Source organism: Pelagerythrobacter marinus, from assembly GCF_034375205.1.
GTDB classification, from domain to species: domain Bacteria; phylum Pseudomonadota; class Alphaproteobacteria; order Sphingomonadales; family Sphingomonadaceae; genus Pelagerythrobacter; species Pelagerythrobacter marinus.
Window position 1 is genome coordinate 2,111,687 of record NZ_CP139719.1, and the last position, 17,962, is coordinate 2,129,648.

The following is a 17,962-nucleotide window of genomic DNA, read 5'->3' on the forward strand; positions in this document are numbered from 1 at the left end:
CGCGAATTAGAGAATAATAGCTCTGACTCCGAGTCATTCACCGGTCATCGAAACTTATTTCGCTCGGTAAATGGAATCGGCGGCGGCCGTTGGGCGCTCCGTTAGTCACTCCACCTCGAACAGGTCGGCGAGTTGCTCGATAATCGTGCCGCCCAGCTGCTCGACGTCCATGATCGTGACCGAGCGCCGGTAGTAGCGCGTGACGTCGTGGCCGATGCCGATCGCCGCCAGCTGGACGGGGGACTGCTTCTCGATCCAGTCGATCACCCGGCGCAAGTGGCTTTCGAGGTAGCCGGCGCTGTTCACGCTCAGGGTCGAATCGTCCACCGGCGCGCCGTCGGAAATCACCATCAGGATGCGGCGATCTTCCGGCCGGCCGAGCAGGCGCTGGTGCGCCCACAGCAGCGCCTCGCCGTCGATGTTCTCCTTCAGCAGCCCCTCGCGCATCATCAGGCCGAGGTTGCGGCGCGCGCGGCGCCAGGGCTCGTCCGCCTTCTTGTAGACGATGTGGCGCAAGTCGTTGAGCCGCCCGGGATGCGGCGGCTTGCCGTCGGCCAGCCAGGCCTCGCGGCTCTGCCCGCCCTTCCACGCGCGGGTGGTGAAGCCGAGGATCTCGGTCTTCACCCCGCAGCGTTCCAGCGTGCGCGCGAGGATGTCCGCGCTGATCGCGGCGATCGAGATCGGCCGCCCGCGCATCGAGCCCGAATTGTCGATCAGCAGGGTGACGACCGTGTCCTTGAACTCGGTATCGCGTTCGACCTTGTAGCTGAGCGAGTGCCCGGGGCTGATGACGACGCGGGCCAGCCGCGCGGCATCGAGCAGCCCCTCTTCCTGGTCGAAATCCCAGCTGCGGTTCTGCTGCGCCATCAGCCGCCGCTGCAGCCGGTTGGCAAGCTTGGTGACGACCGACTGCAACCCGGCCAGCTGGCTGTCGAGATAGCTGCGCAGCCGGTCCAGCTCCTCCGCGTCGCACAGCTCGGGCGCCTCGATCACCTCGTCGAAACGGTCGGTGAAATGCTTGTACTCGAAATCGCCGGGGATGTCGGTCCACGGGCGGTTGGGGCGGACCGGCAACATGCCCTCCTCCCCGTCGTCGGCCGCCTCGCCGTCGGCCGTCTCCTCGCTCGATTCGGCCTCGCTCTCGGTCTCGCCGTCGGTTTCGCCCTCGCCCGGCTCGCCGGCGATCTGGGTCGCCTGCGGCTCCGCCTCGCCGCCTTCATCGCCCTCGCTCTCGTCCTCGTCCTGCTCGCCGCCGTCCTCGTCGTCGCCCTCTTCGTCCTCGCCGCCCTCGTTCTCCTCCGGGCGGACGAGTTCGAGGTGGCGCAACATGTCGAGCGCGAGCGACTGGAACGCCTTCTGGTCGTCGAGCGAGAGCGCCAGGGCCTCGAAATCGGGTTCGGCCCGCGCCTCGATGAACTCGCGCACCATGTCCACGCCGGCCCGCGCGCGTTCGGGCACCGGGGCCCCGGTCAGCCGCTCGCGCAGGATCAGGCCGAGCGCGGTCTGCAGCGGGACCTCGTTCTCGCCCTGCGCCCGCGCGATCGGGTCGGCCGCGGTGCGTAGCTCGACCGCCGCGTCGAGGTTTTCGCGAATGCCGCTGTAGCCATTGGCGCCCAGCGCCTCGTAACGGACCTGTTCCGCCATGTCGTAACAGGCGCGCGCAACCGGTTCCGCCGGGGCGTTGCGGGCATGGAGCGCACTGTCGTGATGCCGCAGGCGGAGCGCGAAGCTGTCGGCGAAGCCGCGCGCCTCGCGCGCCTGTTCGGGCGGGAGGTCGCGGCCCGGCAGCGGGACGCGGAAATTACGACCCGATGCCGACGGGGCATCGGCGCTCCACGCCACTTCCACCTCGCTCTCGCGCGCAAGCGCGCGCGCCGTGCCGGTCAGCGCGCGCTTGAAACGATCGAGGGGTGTCTGATCGGCCAATGCTATCCCTTCGGTGCCCCCGCAAGGGCAGGGGCCTCAGGCCACAGGCGGAGCGCCAGCGGCGCGAGGTCCCCGCTTGCGCGGGGAGACGGACAAAAGATCATCATACGATCTTTTGCCCGGTCTTCGCCCAGTCGGCCAGGAAGCCTTCGATGCCCTTGTCGGTCAGGACATGCTTGACCAGCCCCTTGATCACCGCGGGCGGCATCGTTGCCACGTCGGCCCCGATCCGCGCGCTTTCGAGCACGTGGGTGGCGTGGCGGACAGAGGCGACGAGGATCTCGGTATCGAACAGGTAATTGTCGTAGATCAGGCGGATATCGCGGATAAGTTCCATCCCGTCGAACCCGTTGTCGTCGTGCCGGCCGACGAAGGGGGAAACGAACGTCGCGCCCGCCTTGGCCGCCAGCAGCGCCTGGTTGGCGGAAAAGCACAGCGTGACGTTGACCATCGTGCCGTCGCCCGTCAGCGCCTTGCAGGTCTTCAGCCCGTCGATCGTCAGCGGCACCTTGATGCAGACGTTGTCCGCGATCTTGCGCAGCGTCTCGGCCTCTTTCATCATCGTCTCGTGGTCGAGCGCGACGACCTCGGCGCTCACCGGCCCGTCCACGAGGGCGCAGATTTCCTTCGTCACTTCCATGAAGTCGCGCCCGGACTTGGCGATCAGCGAGGGATTGGTGGTGACCCCGTCGAGCAGGCCGGTCGCGGCCAGTTCCTCGATCTCGGCAGTGTCGGCAGTGTCGGCGAAGAATTTCATGGGTCGGCTCCGATTGGCGATTCCCGTCCCGCTCTAACGAAGGCAGGCCGGCGGAGCTAGGCCATCGCACGCGCGCGGCCGCACAATTCGCAGGATTTCTCGGCCCGCGCCTTGCCGGGCGCGGGGGCGCGCTCTCATATGGCGGGGCCGATGAACCGTGTCCGTCTCCTCGTCTTCAACGCCGCGCTCGGCGCGCTCGACTACCGCGTGCCCGAAGGCATGGCGGTGGAACCGGGATCGGTCGTGGTCGCGCCGCTCGGCCCGCGCCAGATCGTCGGCATCGCGTGGGAGGAAGAGCGGCTGCCCGCCGAATCGGTGCCCGACGCGCGCCTGCGGCCGCTGGCCGAAGTGCTCCCGGTGCCCCCGCTGCGCGCCGAGCTGCGCCGCCTGATCGAATGGACCGCTGACTATTACTGCGCCCCGCTGTCGGCGGTCGCGCGGATGGTGATCTCCAGCGGCGGCGCGCTGCGCGGCCCGGCGACGATGACCGAGTACCGGCTGAGCGGCGGAATGCCCGAACGCATGACCTCGCAGCGCGAACGCGCGATGGAGCGGCTGGAGGGCGAACAGGCGACGATCCGCGAGCTGGCGGAGATCGCCGGCGTTTCCGAAGGCGTGCTGCGCGGGCTGGTCAACCAGGGCGCGATGGAAGCGGTCACCGTCGATTGCGACCGCCCCTATCCCCGCGCCCGGGCCGGTCACGCGACGGTGGACCTCAACCCGGAACAGGCCGCGGTCGCGGCGCGGCTGGTGGAGGCCGTGAACGAAGGGGTCTTCGCGCCCTTCCTGCTCGACGGCGTGACCGGATCGGGCAAGACCGAAACCTATTTCGAAGCGGTTGCCGCCGCGCTCGACGCGGATCGGCAGGTCCTCGTCCTCCTGCCCGAGATCGCGCTGACCCAGGCCTTCCTCCGCCGGTTCGAGGATCGCTTCGGTGCGCCGCCGGTCGTCTGGCATTCCTCGCTCAAGTCGACCGAGCGCCGCCGCGCCTGGCGCGCGATCGCCAGCGGGGAGGCGCAAGTCGTCGTCGGCGCGCGCTCCGCCCTGTTCCTGCCCTATGCCCGGCTGGGCCTGATCGTGGTCGACGAAGCGCACGAGGTCAGTTTCAAGCAGGACGACGGCGTGCGCTACAACGCGCGCGACGTGGCGGTGATGCGCGCGCATTTCGAACGGCTGCCCGTGGTTCTCGCCAGCGCGACCCCGGCGCTCGAAAGCCTGCAGATGGCCGAAAGCGGGATCTACGAACGGCTTGAGCTGCCCAGCCGCTTCGGCGCGGCGGAACTGCCCGCGATCGACACCGTGGACCTGACCGAGGACCCGCCCGAGCGCGGCCGCTGGCTGGCCTCGCGGCTGGCGCGGGAACTGGCCGAGCGGCTGGACAAGGGGGAACAGTCGCTGCTGTTCCTCAACCGGCGCGGCTATGCCCCGCTGACGCTGTGCCGCAACTGCGGGTTCCGCTTCGAATGCCCCAATTGCACGGCCTGGCTGGTCGAGCATCGCTTCACCCGCCGCCTCGCCTGCCACCATTGCGGCCACGAGACCGCGCCGCCCGCGACATGCCCCGAATGCGGGGAGCCCGACTGCCTCGTCGCCTGCGGCCCCGGGGTGGAACGGATCGCCGACGAAGTGGCCGAGATCCTGCCCGGCGCGCGCGTGGCCGTGGCCACCAGCGACACGCTCAATTCGCCCGAACGCGCGGCCGAATTCGTCGCGCAGGTCGAGGAACGGGCGATCGACGTGATCGTCGGCACCCAGCTGGTGACCAAGGGCTTCCATTTTCCCGAGCTGACGCTGGTCGGCGTGGTCGATGCCGATCTGGGGCTCGAGGGGGGCGATCTGCGCGCGGCGGAGCGGACCTACCAGCAGGTCGCCCAGGTCGCCGGGCGCGCGGGGCGCGGGGAGAAGCCGGGCCAGGTGCTGATCCAGACCCGCCATCCCGAAGCGCCGGTGATCGCGGCGCTGGCCGCCGGCGACCGCGATGCCTTCTATGCCGCGGAGACGGAGGCACGGCGCCACGCCGGCGCCCCGCCCTTCGGCCGCTGGGCCGCGATCATCGTGTCGAGCGAGGACGAGGCGGAAGCGAAAGAGGCCGCCCGCGCGATCGGCGGCACGCGCCCCGACCTGGCCGACATCGCGATCTACGGCCCCGCGCCCGCCCCGCTGTCGCTGCTGCGCGGCCGCTATCGCTACCGCCTGCTGATCAACGCCCGCCGCAGCGCGCGCCTGCAGGAAACGATCCGCAGCTGGCTGGACGCCCTCGCCTTCCCCCGCGGCGTGCGCGTATCGATCGACATCGACCCCTATTCGTTCGTCTGACCGATCGACTTGCGCGATCAGGCGTTTCGGGCATGATGGACGAAACACGCGCAACGGGGGGAGACAAGTCGTGTTCGCAAGATGCCTGCGCATCGCCGTTACCCTGGCCCTGGCCGGTCTTGCAGCCGCCGGCGCCCGGGCAGACTGGCACCGCGCCGATACCGATCACTTCGTCATCTTTTCCGACGGTTCGGCGCGCGAACTCGAACGCTTTGCCCAGGACACCGAGCGCTTCGATGCGCTGTTACGGCAGTTCTTTCGCCTTCCCGCATCGGCCGGCGGAGAGAACCGCCTGACGATCTATGCGGTGCGCTCGACCGACGAGATCGCCCGGCTGATGGGGCGGGGGGAAACGTCGATCGCCGGCTTCTACCGTAGCCGCGGCGAGGGCAGCTTCGCGGTCACCAACCGCGAACGGACCAACACCAAGTTCGCCTTGTCGGGCCAGACCACGCTGTTCCACGAATATGCCCACCACTTCATGTTCCGGCACCTGACGGCCGCCTATCCCGCCTGGTACGTGGAAGGCTTCGCCGAGTACTTTTCGACCGTCGAGTTCGACAAGCAGGGCCGCTGGGATCTCGGCAAGCCCGCGTACCACCGCGCACGTTCGTTGCTGGGCAACCATCGCCTCGATCTGGACCAGCTCCTGTTCGGAACGACCGAGGGGATGACCCGCATCGAGGTGGATCTCTACTACGGCCGGGCCTGGATGCTCGTGCACATGGCGATGAGCGACCCGGAAAAAGGCCGCCAGTTGCAGGGCTACCTGCGTGATTTCGCCAATGGCGTGGAGCCGCGCGTAGCGGCCGAGCGCAATTTCGGCTCGCTCGACGACCTGGAAGAGACGCTGGAGAACTACGTCAACGAGTCGCTGCGCTTCCGGTCGTCCTCAACCCCGCTGCCCTATGAAGGACGGCTGGACATCCGGACGCTGTCGGGTCCCGAAGGCGACCTGGTCGATCTGAGGCTGGAGCGGCTGATGGAAACCGACCTGGAGCGAACGCGCGAGGAGCTGCTCGAACTCGCCGCCGAGTCGCCTGCCCATGCCGGTGTCTGGTACGAACTGGCACTGACCGAACTGGCGCTGTCCCGCTCGGTCGACGCGGCGGACGGGGACAAGGAGGGCGGAGACGAGCGACGCGAGAGCGAAGAGGTTGGCGACGATCCCGACGCCCCGTCGCCCCAGCAGCTTGTCCACGAGGCGGCCGCCCGCCAGGCGATCGAGAAGGCGCTCGCCGCCGACCCGCAGCATGTGCGCGCAAGGGTCGAACAAGTGCGCTTCCAGATGCGCGATCTTACCCGGGCCGACGACCTGACCACCCGGTCGTGGAGCCCGTTGCGCCAGGCCTTGCTGGAGGCGCACCGAACCGATCCGCGCGATCCGCAACCGTTGTTCGTGTTCTATGACAGCTTCCGCCAAACCGGCCTGGCCGCACCCGACATCGCCCGCACGGCGATCGGACAGGCGTTCACGCTCGCTCCGGAATCGTCCCGCCTGCGCATGGCCTATGTCAACGATCTGGTTGCGCACGACGAGATCCCACGGGCCATCGCCCTGCTGAAGGCTCTCGCCTACAACCCCCACGGCGGGGGCGGAGCCCTGGAGTTCCTGGAGGAACTGGAAGACCATCTCGCCGAGCGCACTTCGGCCGAGACCGGCACCGGCCAGCAGACAGAACCGACCGCGCCGTGAACCCCGTGCCGCGAGGAGAAGCCCCATGCTGACCGTTCATCACCTTCGCATCTCGCAGTCGGAGCGGGTCGTCTGGCTGTGCGAGGAGCTGGGGCTGGACTATGCGCTGCGCCTCTATGCCCGGCGCGAAGACAACAACCTCGCGCCCGACGAGTACAAGGCGCTGCACCCGATGGGCGTTGCCCCGGTCATCACCGATGGCGACCTGGCGCTGGGCGAAAGCGGGGCGATCTGCGACTACCTCGACCGCAAGTATGGCGGGGCCAGGCTGTCGCCGGGCCCGGATCATCCCGACTTTGCGGATCACCTGTTCTGGTTCCACTCCGCCAATGCCACGTTCATGACCAACGGCATGATGGCGCTCGTCACCGGGCGCATGGGCGAAGTGCCCGAGTTCGTGACCGGCCGGACGGCGAAGGCCTGGGCCCTGGCCGAGGCGCGGCTGGGAGAGGCGGAGTTCTTCGGCGGGTCGCAGCTGACCACGGCCGACATCATGATGGGCTTCAACCTCACCACCGCGCGCACGTTCGGCGGGACGAGCCTGGACGCCTTTCCCAATATCGCCGCCTATCTCCAGCGTATCGGCCGGCGCGAGGCCTATCGCCGCGCGATGGAGAAGTGCGAACCGGGCATGGCGCCCAAGCTGGACTAGGCCGCTTCAGTAACGCCGGCCCTGGGCCGCGTAGCCGGGCGTTCCCCCGGCAAGGACGGTCTGCGCCTCGCGCTCCAGCATGGCCATCGCGGCTTCCCAGGGCTGGTGCCCGTGGCTGATCCGCGCCACGCCGAGCCTGGCCAGCGCGGCCCGGTCGCCGCAGGCCGGCGACCACAGGATATTGACCGGGAGCGGCGATGCCTCGCAGATCGCGGCAATGCAGCCGGCATCGGAAAGGAAGGGCACGAACAGGCCGCCCGCGCCGGCATCGGCGTAAGCGCGCGCACGCTCGATGACGCCGGCGACAAGCGCCTTGCCTTCGCTGGCGGCGTCGCGACCCCGGAACACGTCGCAGCGGGCATTGACGAAGACGCCGCTGGATGCGGCGGCGGCCAGGCGCTCGGCCTGCTGCGCGACGGGTACGAGCGCGTCCTGCCCCGGCCCGCGATCTTCCATGTTGATCCCGGCGGCACCGGCATCGCGCGCGCGGGCGACGGAAGAGGCGACCTGTTCCACCGTGTCGCCATAGCCGGCTTCCATGTCGACCGACACGGGCAGGTCGGTCACCGACATGATCCGCGCGAGATTGGCGAGGACGAGGTCGAGCGGAACGGTCTGGCCGTCGCGATAGCCGAGCGATTCGGCCACGCCGTAACTGCCCGTCGCGATCGCCGCCGCCCCGGCCCTTGCCACGACGCGGGCGGACCCGGCATCCCAGACATTGAACAGCACCAGCGGATCGCCGGGAACATGCAGGCCGCGCAGTTCGTCGATCTTGCTCATGTCTTCGCTCCTTCGCGTTTGAGCAGTTCCCGCTTGATGTCCTGCCCATAGGCATAGCCGCCCAGGTCGCCATCGGACCGGACCACGCGGTGGCAGGGGATCAGGATGGCGACATTGTTGCGCGCATTGGCGCTGCCCGCGGCGCGCACGGCCTTCGGATTGCCCGCCGCCGCGGCGATATCGGCGTAAGTGCGCGTTTCCCCCGGCGGGATCTCGCGCAGCGCCTTCCAGCACGCTTCCTGGAAGGCGGTGCCTTTCACGTCGAGCGGGATGTGGGCGAAATCGCCGGGCGATTCGACCGTCGCCACGACATCCGCCAGCAGCCGGGCGAAAGCCCCGCCGCCTTCGACCAGGTCGGCATTGGGGAAACGCCGGCGCAAGTCGTCCTCGCCTTCGCCGAACGACAGGCGGCACACGCCCTTGTCCGTCGCGGCGACCAGCATCGGCCCCAGCGTCGTTTCGACCAGGGCCCAGCGGATCGTCACCCCCGCCCCGCCGTTGACCCACGCGCTCGCCGTCATGCCCAGTCTCCCCCCGGTCGAATCGTAGAACCGCGAAGGGGCGGAAAAGCCCGCGTCGTAGATCGCGCCGGTCACGCTTTCCCCCTCGCTCAGGGCGTCGCGGACGCGCTCGTCGCGCAAGGCGCGGGCGTAGGCGGCCGGCGACAGGCCGATCGCGCGCTTGAACACCCGCTGGAAGTGGCCCGGCGAATAGCCGGTGAGCTGCGCCAGGTTATCGAGCGAGGGCGGGCCCGCGGCATCGCCGACGGCCTGCCGGATCTCGTCGATCGCGGCGGCCACCGCCGCTTCGTCGCGCGCGACGTCGTCGGGCAGGCAGCGCTTGCAGGCGCGCAGGCCGGCCCGGCGCGCCTCCGCCCCGCTGGCGAAGAAGCGGACGTTCTCGCGCCGGGGATGGCGCGCGGCGCAGGACGGGCGGCAATAGATGCCGGTCGAAAGCACCCCGGTGACGAAGCGACCGTCGAAGCTCCTGTCGCGCCGCTTGACCGCGGCCCAGGCATGATCGTCGCTCACCATCTCACAGCCCTCGATACCGTTCGACACGCGCTGCGAAACAGCCATGCGCGGCGTTGTGGGCATCGATATAGGCGATGTCCCGGTCTTCGAGCAAAGCGCGTATCGCGGCGTCGACGTCGTCCGCCAGCGCCAGCGAGGCCCGGTGCAGGCACCCGTCCGCGGTATAGCCGCGCAGCGCGATCGGGCGGCGGCGCAGTACCGGGGGGAGGCTGTCCACGAACTCCGCCGGTTCATCGGCATCCCTGCGCACGTAGATGGCAAAGGCGCTGCGATAGGGGTTGGCCGGATCGTGATGGGTGAAATTGGTCAGCAGCACCTCCTCGCCCGGTGCCGCTTCCTGCAGGCTCACCCGGCAGGCATAGTAGCCTTCGGGCCGCGCGGTCAGCCGCTGCGAAAGCGTTGCGGCCAGCGCGTCCCCACCCATTGCGAAACGATCCGCGAACTGTGCGGGGTCGAGCCCGCGAATGCGATATGCCATGAAAACCGCTCCTGTTCGATTGCCCGCTCGCTATGCATCGGCTCGCGGACAGCCGCATCCCGCCGCTTGCGGTCAAAAGCGGCCCTCGCCTAGATGTCGCCCGATGACGCGCCTGTCCTGCCTTCTCGCCGCGCTGTTCGCGCTGGTCCTGCCCCCGGCGGCGCAGGCCGACCCGGCCGACATCGACGCCGCCGCGCGCGGGGTCGTGCGGGTGGTGATCATGGGCACCGACGGGCAGGAAGTCTTCCCCGTCAGCCACGGGACGGGGTTTGCCGTCGCGCCGCGCCGGATCGTCACCAACGCCCACGTCGTGCGCGAGGCGCTGCAGGACGACACGCTGCGAATCGGGATCGTGCCCAGCGAAGGCGGCGAGGCGGCCGACTATGCCCGCGCGGTCGCGGTCAGTCCGGCCAACGACCTTGCCCTGGTGGAGATCACCGGCACGCTTCGCCTGCCCCCGCTGACGATCGCGGCCGGGCCGATGCGCGACGGGCAGGTTTCCGCCGTCGGTTACCCGATGAACGTCGATCGCGCCCAGGGGCTCGACATGGGCGACATCTTCCGTTCGCAGCCACCGGTGAAGAGCCGCGGCTTCCTGTCCGGCCAGCGGCCCAGCCGCCTGTTCGACACGATCCTGCACACCGCGCCGATCGCGCGCGGCAATTCCGGCGGGCCGCTGCTCGACGGGTGCGGGCGGGTTATCGGGGTCAACAGCTTCGGCACCGATTCGGGCGGTTCGGACGGCGAGTTCTACTTCGCCGTTTCGACCCGCGAGCTGCTGCCGTTCCTGCGCGCGAACGATGTCGATGCCCGCGTCGCCGACCTGCCCTGCCGCAGCCTGGAGGAACTCGACGCGGCCGAACGCGCGCGACTGGAACGGCAGCAGGCCCAGGCGCGCCGCGAAATGGCCGCCCGCGCGCAGGAAGCGCGCGAACGCCGCGAACGGGCGGAGGACGAGGCGCGCGAATCGGTTCGGACCGACCGCGAGAACGCGATGGCGCTGGCCTTCGTCCTCGCCCTCGTCGCGGCGGGCGGCCTGGCCCTCGCCTGGCAGGCCCGGCAGGCGGGCGAAGGCGGCGAACGGCGCATGATGATCGCCGGCACGGTCGCGCTCGTGGCCGCGATCGCCGCACTGGCGCTGTGGCTCACCCGCCCGGGGCTCGACGAAGTGGAACGCCGCGTCGCCGCCGCCATGGGCGAGGCCGAGGCGGACCCCGAGGCGCCGGGGGCCGGCGGCACCGGCGAGGGCCTGCTCACCTGCACCCTGGACCTGGCCCGCAGCCGCGTGGTCGGCGCGCCCGACCGCGAGCTGGAGTTCGCCTGGCGCGAGGACGGCTGCGTCAACGGCCGCACGCAATACGGCTTTGCCGGCGGCGAGTGGTCGCGCGTCTTCGTGCCGAACGAGGAACAGGCCGTGTCCGTCAACCGCTTCGACCCCGCGAGCGGCACCTTCCGCACCGACCGCTACCTGCTCGGCCGGGCGGAAATGGCCGCGGCCCGCGCCGCACGGGGCGAATATTCGCCGCCCGCCTGCGATGCCGCGGGGGCGGCCGCGCGGCTCGGCGACCTGCAATCGGGCGTCGTCGCGCTCCTCCCGCAGGCGCCGAACGAGCGGCTGGTCTATTCCTGCAAGGCCGCCGAGTGACGGGCGCCCGGCGGCGGTTGCGCGCGATCGCACGCGGCCGGGCCGATGCCCGTGCATCGCACCGGCGCAACAGGGGCCAATCCGCCCCCGCCGGCCGCCCGCGTTGCCCGCGCGCGTTGCATCGGGCGGGTTGCATAGTAGGAAACCGGGTGCTAGTCGCGCGCCAGCCTTGCCGGGGTGGCTCGTTCCGCCCGCATCGGCATGGGCGATGCACCGCTATTTTCCGGACCTTCAAAGGACGAGAGACGCGTGGAGATTTCCGCCGGTATTCAGGCTAGCCTGCCAGGGCGCTATGCTTCGGCCCTGTTCGATCTGGCCGCCGAAAAGGGCACGGTCACTGCGGTCGAATCGGACCTGGAGAAGCTTTCCACCGCCCTGGCCGAATCGGCCGACATGCGCGCCGTGACGACCAATCCCGAACTGAGCCGCAAGGCGCAGGGCGCGGCCATGGAGGGCGTGGCCCGGTTGCTCGGCCTGTCCGACCTGACCGGCAATTTCCTCGGCGTGCTCGCCGCCAACCGCCGGCTGGGCGCCCTTCCCGCGATCGTCCGCGCCTTCCGCGCCATTGCCGCCGCCCAGCGGGGCGAGGTATCGGCCGAAGTCGCCAGCGCCCACGCGCTGACCGACGCGCAGCTCGCCGCGCTCAAGGAAAAACTGACCGCGCGCGAAGGCCGCACGGTCAAGCTCGACGCGAAGGTCGATCCCGATCTCCTGGGCGGGCTCGTCGTCACCATCGGTTCGAAGCGCATCGACGGTTCGATCCGCACCCGCCTCAATTCTCTCGCCCACGCCATGAAGGGCTGACGCCACAAGGCTCGAAGGAAGACACGCACATGGAAATCCGCGCCGCAGAAATCTCCAAGGTCATCAAGGACCAGATCGCCAACTTCGGCACCGAGGCCGAAGTCAGCGAAGTCGGCTCCGTCCTTTCGGTCGGTGACGGCATCGCCCGCATCCACGGCCTCGACAAGGTCCAGGCCGGCGAGATGGTCGAATTCGCCAACGGCGTGCAGGGCATGGCCCTGAACCTCGAAGCCGACAACGTCGGCGTCGTGATCTTCGGCTCCGACGCGGAGATCAAGGAAGGCGACAGCGTCAAGCGGACCGAGACGATCGTGGACGTTCCGGTCGGCAAGGGCCTGCTGGGCCGCGTGGTCGACGCGCTGGGCAACCCGATCGACGGCAAGGGCCCGATCGAGACGACCGAGCGCCGCCGGGTCGAGGTGAAGGCCCCGGGCATCATCCCGCGCGAATCGGTTTCCGAACCGGTGCAGACCGGCCTCAAGGCGATCGACGCGCTCGTGCCCGTCGGCCGCGGCCAGCGCGAGCTGATCATCGGCGACCGCCAGACCGGCAAGTCCGCCGTCGCGATCGACACCTTCATCAACCAGAAGGAAGTCAACGCCGGCGACGACGAATCGAAGAAGCTCTACTGCATCTACGTCGCCGTGGGCCAGAAGCGCTCGACCGTGGCGCAGATCGTCCGCCAGCTCGAAGAAAACGGCGCGATGGAATACTCGATCGTGGTCGCCGCGACCGCGTCCGAGCCGGCCCCGCTGCAGTACCTCGCGCCCTACACCGGCTGCGCGATGGGCGAGTTCTTCCGCGACAACGGCATGCACGCCGTGATCGTTTACGACGACCTTTCGAAGCAGGCCGTCGCCTATCGCCAGATGTCGCTCCTCCTGCGCCGCCCGCCGGGCCGCGAAGCCTACCCGGGCGACGTGTTCTACCTCCACAGCCGCCTGCTCGAGCGCGCGGCCAAGATGAGCCAGGCGAACGGCGGCGGATCGCTGACCGCGCTGCCGATCATCGAAACCCAGGCGGGCGACGTCTCGGCCTATATCCCGACCAACGTCATCTCGATCACCGACGGGCAGATCTTCCTCGAAACCGGCCTGTTCTACCAGGGCATCCGCCCGGCCATCAACGTCGGCCTCTCGGTCAGCCGCGTCGGCGGCGCCGCCCAGACGAAGGCGATGAAGAAGGTCTCCGGCTCGATCAAGCTGGAGCTGGCGCAGTACCGCGAGATGGCGGCCTTCGCGCAGTTCGGCTCGGACCTCGACGCCGCCACGCAGAAGCTGCTCAACCGCGGCGCGCGCCTGACCGAGCTGCTCAAGCAGCCGCAGTTCTCGCCGATGCCGTTCGAGGAGCAGACCGTGTCGATCTTCGCCGGCACCAACGGCTATCTCGACAGCGTCGCGGTCGAACGCGTGACCGAGTACGAGGCGGCCATGCTCAGCTACATGCGCAGCGAACACGCCGACGTGCTCAAGGACATCCGCGAAAGCGGCAAGTTCGAAGACGACGTGAAGGCCCGCACGGTCGCCGCGCTCGACACGTTCGCCAAGCAGTTCGCCTGAGCCCCGCGAGACACTAGCTAGGGAGCCGAAATGGCCTCGCTGAAAGAACTCAAGGGCCGGATCAACTCGGTCAAGTCGACCCAGAAGATCACCAAGGCCAAGCAGATGGTCGCCGCGGCGAAGCTGCGCAAGGCACAGGCCGCGGCCGAGGCTGCGCGCCCTTATGCCGAGCGTCTTTCCGCGGTCATGGCATCGCTCGCCGGCAAAGTCGGCGGCGACAGCGCGCCCCGTCTCCTGGCGGGCACCGGCTCGGACCAGCGGCACCTGCTGGTCGTGGTCAATACCGACAAGGGCCTGTGCGGCGGCCTCAACGCCAATATCGTCAAGGCTGCCAAGGCCAAGGCGCGCGCGCTGATCGCCGAGGGCAAGGACGTGCAGTTCTACCTCGTCGGCAAGAAAGGCCGCGCGCCGATCAAGCGCGACCATGCCGACCGGATCGGGCAGCAGTTCGACACCAGCACCGTGCGCAACCCCGGCTTCGAGGAAGCCGAGGCGATCGCGGACGAACTGGTCGAGCTGTTCGAAGCGGGCAAGTTCGACGTCGCGCACCTCGTCTACCCGATCTTCAAGTCCGCGCTGGCGCAGGACCCGACGGTGCAGCAGCTGATCCCCGTCCCCGCCCCCCAGGGCGAGGCGGGTACCGGCGGCGACGCGGTCGTCGAGTACGAGCCCGACGAGGAAGCGATCCTCGAGGAACTGCTGCCGCGTTACGTGAAGACGCAGGTGTTCGGCGCGCTGCTGGAAATCGCCGCTTCCGAGCAGGGCGCGTCGATGACCGCGATGGACAACGCGACGCGCAACGCGGGCGAGCTGATCAACAAGCTCACCATCCAGTACAACCGCAGCCGCCAGGCCGCCATCACCACCGAGCTCATCGAAATCATCGCCGGCGCGGAAGCGCTCTGAGCCCCCAGCTACCGGAATATCAATCGTGAAGAAGATCGCACTTTTCGTCCCCGCCCTCGCCCTCTCCCTCGCCGCCTGCGGCGAAGAGCCTGCGCCCGAGCCCGCACCGGTGCAGACACCCGAACCGGCCCCGGAACCCTCGCTCCCGGCCCCGGACCAGGAACTGTTCTCCGGCCTGCTGGCAGAGGCGTGCCCCGAACTGAAGCCGGTCAACACCGCCGTGTGCAAGCGCGCGGGTTTCGGCTCCAGCGACGTCATCTGCGAATATGGCCTCGGCGAAGATTCGTACCTCCGCAACAAGGCGACCCTGACCCCCGGCGACGGGGAATGGACGCTCGCCGACCCCGCTTCGATCTGCGCTCCCGGCGCCGAATAACTGCAAGGCAGGACATAGCATCATGGCCACCGCACCCGTACTCAACCAGGCAACCAACGGCACGATCAGCCAGGTCATCGGCGCCGTCGTCGACGTGACCTTCGAAGGCGAACTGCCGGCGATTCTCACCGCGCTCGAAACGAAGAACGGCGACAGCACGCTGGTGCTGGAGGTCGCGCAGCACCTCGGCGAGAACACCGTCCGCACGATCGCGATGGACGGCACCGACGGTCTCGTCCGCGGGCAGGAAGTGATCAGCACCGGCGCGCAGATCTCGGTCCCGGTCGGCCCGAAGACGCTCGGCCGCATCATGAACGTCGTCGGCGAACCGATCGACGAGCGCGGCCCCATCGGTGCCGAGCAGACCGCGCCGATCCACGCCGAGGCCCCCGAGTTCGTCGACCAGTCGACCGAGGCGGCCATCCTCGTCACCGGGATCAAGGTCATCGACCTGCTCGCCCCTTACGCCAAGGGCGGCAAGATCGGCCTGTTCGGCGGCGCCGGCGTGGGCAAGACCGTGCTGATCCAGGAACTGATCAACAACATCGCGAAGGGCCACGGCGGCGTGTCGGTCTTCGCCGGCGTGGGTGAGCGTACCCGCGAAGGCAACGACCTCTACCACGAGTTCCTCGACGCCGGCGTCATCGCCAAGGACGCCGAAGGCAACGCGACGTCCGACGGTTCGAAGGTGGCGCTCGTCTTCGGCCAGATGAACGAGCCGCCGGGCGCCCGTGCCCGCGTCGCCCTCTCCGGCCTGACGATGGCGGAGTACTTCCGCGACCAGGAAGGGCAGGACGTGCTGTTCTTCGTCGACAACATCTTCCGCTTCACCCAGGCGGGTTCGGAAGTGTCGGCGCTGCTCGGCCGCATTCCCTCGGCCGTGGGCTACCAGCCGACGCTGTCGACCGACATGGGCAACCTGCAGGAACGCATCACCTCGACCACCAAGGGCTCGATCACCTCGGTCCAGGCGATCTACGTTCCCGCCGACGACCTTACCGACCCGGCCCCGGCCACCTCGTTCGCCCACCTCGACGCGACCACCACGCTGAGCCGCGCGATTTCCGAGCTGGGCATTTACCCGGCGGTGGACCCGCTCGATTCGACTTCGCGTGTTCTCGAACCGCGCGTCGTGGGCCAGGAGCACTACGAAACGGCGCGCAAGGTCCAGGAAACGCTGCAGAAGTACAAGAGCCTGCAGGACATCATCGCCATCCTGGGCATGGACGAGCTGTCGGAAGAGGACAAGCTGACCGTCGCCCGCGCGCGCAAGATCCAGCGCTTCCTGTCGCAGCCGTTCCACGTGGCCGAGGTGTTCACCAACATCCCGGGCGAGTTCGTGCAGCTCGAAGACACGATCAAGTCGTTCAAGGCCGTCGTCGAAGGCGAATACGACCACCTGCCCGAAGCCGCCTTCTACATGGTCGGCGGCATCGACCAGGCGGTCGCCAAGGCGAAGAAGCTGGCCGACGAGGCCTGATCGCCCGATCGCCGGACCGACCGCCATGCCCGCCTTCCGCCTTCTTCCGTTCACCCTCTTCGTGGCAACGGGCGCAGGCGTGGCGGGCACGGCACAGGCGGCCAAGCCCGACGCGCTCGGCCCCGCGCTGAGCGAGCTTTGCCCGACTTTCCTGGCGGGCGAAGCCCTGGGGCAGGACGGCGCGGTCGATCCCGCCTTCCTGCGTTACTGGACCGATCACGGTTTCGTCGTGTCCCCCGCCCCCGGCGACTACCTGATCCGGATGCAGCACGACGGCGCCCGCCTGGTCGCGGTCGAGCTGGACGAGGAGGCCGGAACGCCGCGCTGCCGCGTCATGCTGCCCGAAATGGACGCCGACGACGCGCTGGACGCGGTGGGTGATTATTACGCCAAGGTCGGCGTGCGGAAAGGCGGCGCGCGCGAACGGGCCGAAGCCGCCGGCAAGGGCCCGGCCCCGGTCGCGGTTTACCGGAGCGTGGAAAAGGGCGAGACAGTGGCGACCGCCGAGGCGAATGGCGGCACCCTGGTCGTCCGTGTGAAAGAAAGTTGAACGATGGCACTGCATTTCGAACTCGTGACTCCCGCCAAGCTCGTCCGCAGCGAAGACGTCCACATGGTCGTCGTCCCCGGCGCGGAGGGGGAATTCGGCGTGCTTGAAGGGCATGCCCCCTTCATGTCCACGATCCGCGACGGCGCGGTCCAGGTCTACAAGACCGAGGGCGCCGCGCCCGAGGAAATCCAGGTGCGCGGCGGCTTTGCCGAAGTGGGCGAGAACGGCCTCACCGTCCTTGCCGAGCATGTCGAGGGCTGAGCCCGTCGCACCGGCGCGAGATGGAGGGGCGGCTCGCGAGGGCCGCCCTTTTTCGTGGCCGGGGGGCGGCCCGGCCGTATTGCACCCTGAGACGGCCATTCAGCGTGACGTCACTTCGAGCCCGTCATCCCCGGGGCCGATGATCGCCCGATTCCCTGCCCTCCGCGCGCGCCGGGCCCCGGCCCCGGTCGTCGCCGCGCTTCTGGCCGTGGTCGCCGCCGTGCTGGCGGGCTGCGGGCCGCGGGTCGATATCCATTACGTGCCCACGCCCGAGCCGGTGGTCGATGCCATGCTGGACATGGCCGCGATCGAGGAAGGGGACGTGCTCTACGATCTCGGGTCAGGCGACGGGCGCATACCGATCGCCGCCGCCCGCCAGTTCGGCGTGCGCGCGGTGGGGATCGAGATCGATCCGCGCCTGGTGCGCGAGGCGCGCGCCAATGCGAAGGCCGCGGGTGTCGCGCACCTCGTCGAGTTTCGCGAGGCGGACCTGTTCGCAACCGACTTTTCCGACGCGGACGTCGTCACGCTCTATCTCGGCGACACGCTGAACCTGCGCCTGCGCCCGCAGTTGCTCGAACAGCTGGAGCCCGGCGACCGCGTGGTCAGCCACGATTTCGCCATGGGCGACTGGCCCCCGGACGAGAAACGGATCGTGGCCAACCGGCCGGTCTACAAGTGGACCGTGCCCGAAACCTTCATCCCCGGCTTCGGCGGGGTCGATTGAGGGCTTTCCAGC

General features: G+C 69.2%; 17 protein-coding genes. 12 read left to right on the top strand and 5 right to left on the bottom strand.

Annotated features, from left to right (window positions below):
• Positions 1–105 precede the first annotated feature (105 nt).
• Entirely contained in the window at positions 106–1,926 is a 1,821-nt protein-coding gene (cobT, locus tag T8T98_RS10380; protein ID WP_251105238.1) for a cobaltochelatase subunit CobT, read from the bottom strand.
• Between the two features lie 103 nt (positions 1,927–2,029).
• Positions 2,030–2,683: a fructose-6-phosphate aldolase gene (fsa, locus tag T8T98_RS10385; protein ID WP_251105237.1), complete on the bottom strand. Its 654-nt coding sequence runs from the start codon at positions 2,681–2,683 to the stop codon at positions 2,030–2,032.
• 150 nt (positions 2,684–2,833) lie between these two features.
• Between fsa and T8T98_RS10390 the strand changes: the two genes are divergently transcribed.
• The 3 genes from T8T98_RS10390 (at position 2,834) to T8T98_RS10400 (ending at position 7,347) form a co-directional block, all read left to right on the top strand.
• A complete protein-coding gene (locus tag T8T98_RS10390; protein WP_251105236.1) occupies positions 2,834–4,999 on the top strand; it encodes a primosomal protein N' in 2,166 nt (721 codons plus the stop codon).
• A gap of 70 nt (positions 5,000–5,069) precedes the next feature.
• Positions 5,070–6,695, top strand: a complete 1,626-nt coding sequence (locus tag T8T98_RS10395; protein WP_251105235.1) for a hypothetical protein — start codon at positions 5,070–5,072, stop codon at positions 6,693–6,695.
• Between the two features lie 25 nt (positions 6,696–6,720).
• Positions 6,721–7,347, top strand: a complete 627-nt coding sequence (locus T8T98_RS10400; RefSeq protein ID WP_251105234.1) for a glutathione S-transferase family protein — start codon at positions 6,721–6,723, stop codon at positions 7,345–7,347.
• A gap of 6 nt (positions 7,348–7,353) precedes the next feature.
• Here the strand turns inward: T8T98_RS10400 and T8T98_RS10405 are convergent, their stop codons facing one another.
• Genes T8T98_RS10405 through T8T98_RS10415 form a run of 3 tightly spaced genes read right to left on the bottom strand, consistent with a single transcriptional unit; the run spans position 7,354 to position 9,642 of the window.
• Positions 7,354–8,130, bottom strand: a complete 777-nt coding sequence (locus T8T98_RS10405; protein ID WP_251105233.1) for an isocitrate lyase/PEP mutase family protein — start codon at positions 8,128–8,130, stop codon at positions 7,354–7,356.
• Positions 8,127–9,164, bottom strand: a complete 1,038-nt coding sequence (gene ada / locus T8T98_RS10410) for a bifunctional DNA-binding transcriptional regulator/O6-methylguanine-DNA methyltransferase Ada (RefSeq protein WP_407675121.1) — start codon at positions 9,162–9,164, stop codon at positions 8,127–8,129. Before ada ends, T8T98_RS10405 begins: the two co-directional genes overlap by 4 nt.
• Before the next feature lies 1 nt (position 9,165).
• Positions 9,166–9,642, bottom strand: coding sequence for a DUF1203 domain-containing protein (locus T8T98_RS10415; RefSeq protein WP_251105231.1), 477 nt, complete (start codon positions 9,640–9,642; stop codon positions 9,166–9,168).
• Between the two features lie 103 nt (positions 9,643–9,745).
• Between T8T98_RS10415 and T8T98_RS10420 the strand changes: the two genes are divergently transcribed.
• The 9 genes from T8T98_RS10420 (at position 9,746) to T8T98_RS10460 (ending at position 17,950) form a co-directional block, all read left to right on the top strand.
• On the top strand, positions 9,746–11,287 hold the full coding sequence (locus T8T98_RS10420; protein ID WP_251105230.1) for a S1 family peptidase: 1,542 nt from the start codon (positions 9,746–9,748) through the stop codon (positions 11,285–11,287).
• A 249-nt stretch (positions 11,288–11,536) separates the two neighbouring features.
• Complete coding sequence (locus tag T8T98_RS10425) at positions 11,537–12,091, top strand: F0F1 ATP synthase subunit delta (protein WP_251105229.1); 555 nt, start codon at positions 11,537–11,539, stop codon at positions 12,089–12,091.
• Positions 12,092–12,120: 29 nt separating this feature from the next.
• On the top strand, positions 12,121–13,650 hold the full coding sequence (gene atpA / locus T8T98_RS10430; RefSeq protein ID WP_160733736.1) for a F0F1 ATP synthase subunit alpha: 1,530 nt from the start codon (positions 12,121–12,123) through the stop codon (positions 13,648–13,650).
• A gap of 30 nt (positions 13,651–13,680) precedes the next feature.
• Positions 13,681–14,556, top strand: a complete 876-nt coding sequence (locus tag T8T98_RS10435) for a F0F1 ATP synthase subunit gamma (RefSeq protein WP_160733737.1) — start codon at positions 13,681–13,683, stop codon at positions 14,554–14,556.
• A gap of 25 nt (positions 14,557–14,581) precedes the next feature.
• A complete protein-coding gene (locus T8T98_RS10440; protein ID WP_160733738.1) occupies positions 14,582–14,932 on the top strand; it encodes an MSCRAMM family adhesin in 351 nt (116 codons plus the stop codon).
• A gap of 22 nt (positions 14,933–14,954) precedes the next feature.
• Entirely contained in the window at positions 14,955–16,412 is a 1,458-nt protein-coding gene (gene atpD, locus T8T98_RS10445; RefSeq protein ID WP_160733739.1) for a F0F1 ATP synthase subunit beta, read from the top strand.
• A 61-nt stretch (positions 16,413–16,473) separates the two neighbouring features.
• Positions 16,474–16,962, top strand: a complete 489-nt coding sequence (locus T8T98_RS10450) for a hypothetical protein (RefSeq protein WP_160733740.1) — start codon at positions 16,474–16,476, stop codon at positions 16,960–16,962.
• Between the two features lie 3 nt (positions 16,963–16,965).
• Positions 16,966–17,223 (top strand): ATP synthase F1 subunit epsilon, encoded by a 258-nt coding sequence (locus tag T8T98_RS10455; RefSeq protein ID WP_129523147.1) that lies wholly within the window; start codon positions 16,966–16,968, stop codon positions 17,221–17,223.
• A gap of 139 nt (positions 17,224–17,362) precedes the next feature.
• Positions 17,363–17,950 (top strand): SAM-dependent methyltransferase, encoded by a 588-nt coding sequence (locus T8T98_RS10460; RefSeq protein WP_251105228.1) that lies wholly within the window; start codon positions 17,363–17,365, stop codon positions 17,948–17,950.
• Positions 17,951–17,962: the final 12 nt, after the last annotated feature.

Bases quoted from the DNA above. Each gene is read 5' to 3' on its own strand.
- fsa (WP_251105237.1), bottom strand. From the start codon at position 2,683: ATGAAATTCTTCGCCGACACTGCCGACACTGCCGAGATCGAGGAACTG.
- T8T98_RS10390 (WP_251105236.1), top strand. From the start codon at position 2,834: ATGAACCGTGTCCGTCTCCTCGTCTTCAACGCCGCGCTCGGCGCGCTC.
- T8T98_RS10400 (WP_251105234.1), top strand. From the start codon at position 6,721: ATGCTGACCGTTCATCACCTTCGCATCTCGCAGTCGGAGCGGGTCGTC.
- T8T98_RS10405 (WP_251105233.1), bottom strand. From the start codon at position 8,130: ATGAGCAAGATCGACGAACTGCGCGGCCTGCATGTTCCCGGCGATCCG.
- ada (WP_407675121.1), bottom strand. From the start codon at position 9,164: ATGGTGAGCGACGATCATGCCTGGGCCGCGGTCAAGCGGCGCGACAGG.
- T8T98_RS10415 (WP_251105231.1), bottom strand. From the start codon at position 9,642: ATGGCATATCGCATTCGCGGGCTCGACCCCGCACAGTTCGCGGATCGT.
- T8T98_RS10420 (WP_251105230.1), top strand. From the start codon at position 9,746: ATGACGCGCCTGTCCTGCCTTCTCGCCGCGCTGTTCGCGCTGGTCCTG.
- atpA (WP_160733736.1), top strand. From the start codon at position 12,121: ATGGAAATCCGCGCCGCAGAAATCTCCAAGGTCATCAAGGACCAGATC.
- T8T98_RS10435 (WP_160733737.1), top strand. From the start codon at position 13,681: ATGGCCTCGCTGAAAGAACTCAAGGGCCGGATCAACTCGGTCAAGTCG.
- atpD (WP_160733739.1), top strand. From the start codon at position 14,955: ATGGCCACCGCACCCGTACTCAACCAGGCAACCAACGGCACGATCAGC.
- T8T98_RS10455 (WP_129523147.1), top strand. From the start codon at position 16,966: ATGGCACTGCATTTCGAACTCGTGACTCCCGCCAAGCTCGTCCGCAGC.
- T8T98_RS10460 (WP_251105228.1), top strand. From the start codon at position 17,363: ATGATCGCCCGATTCCCTGCCCTCCGCGCGCGCCGGGCCCCGGCCCCG.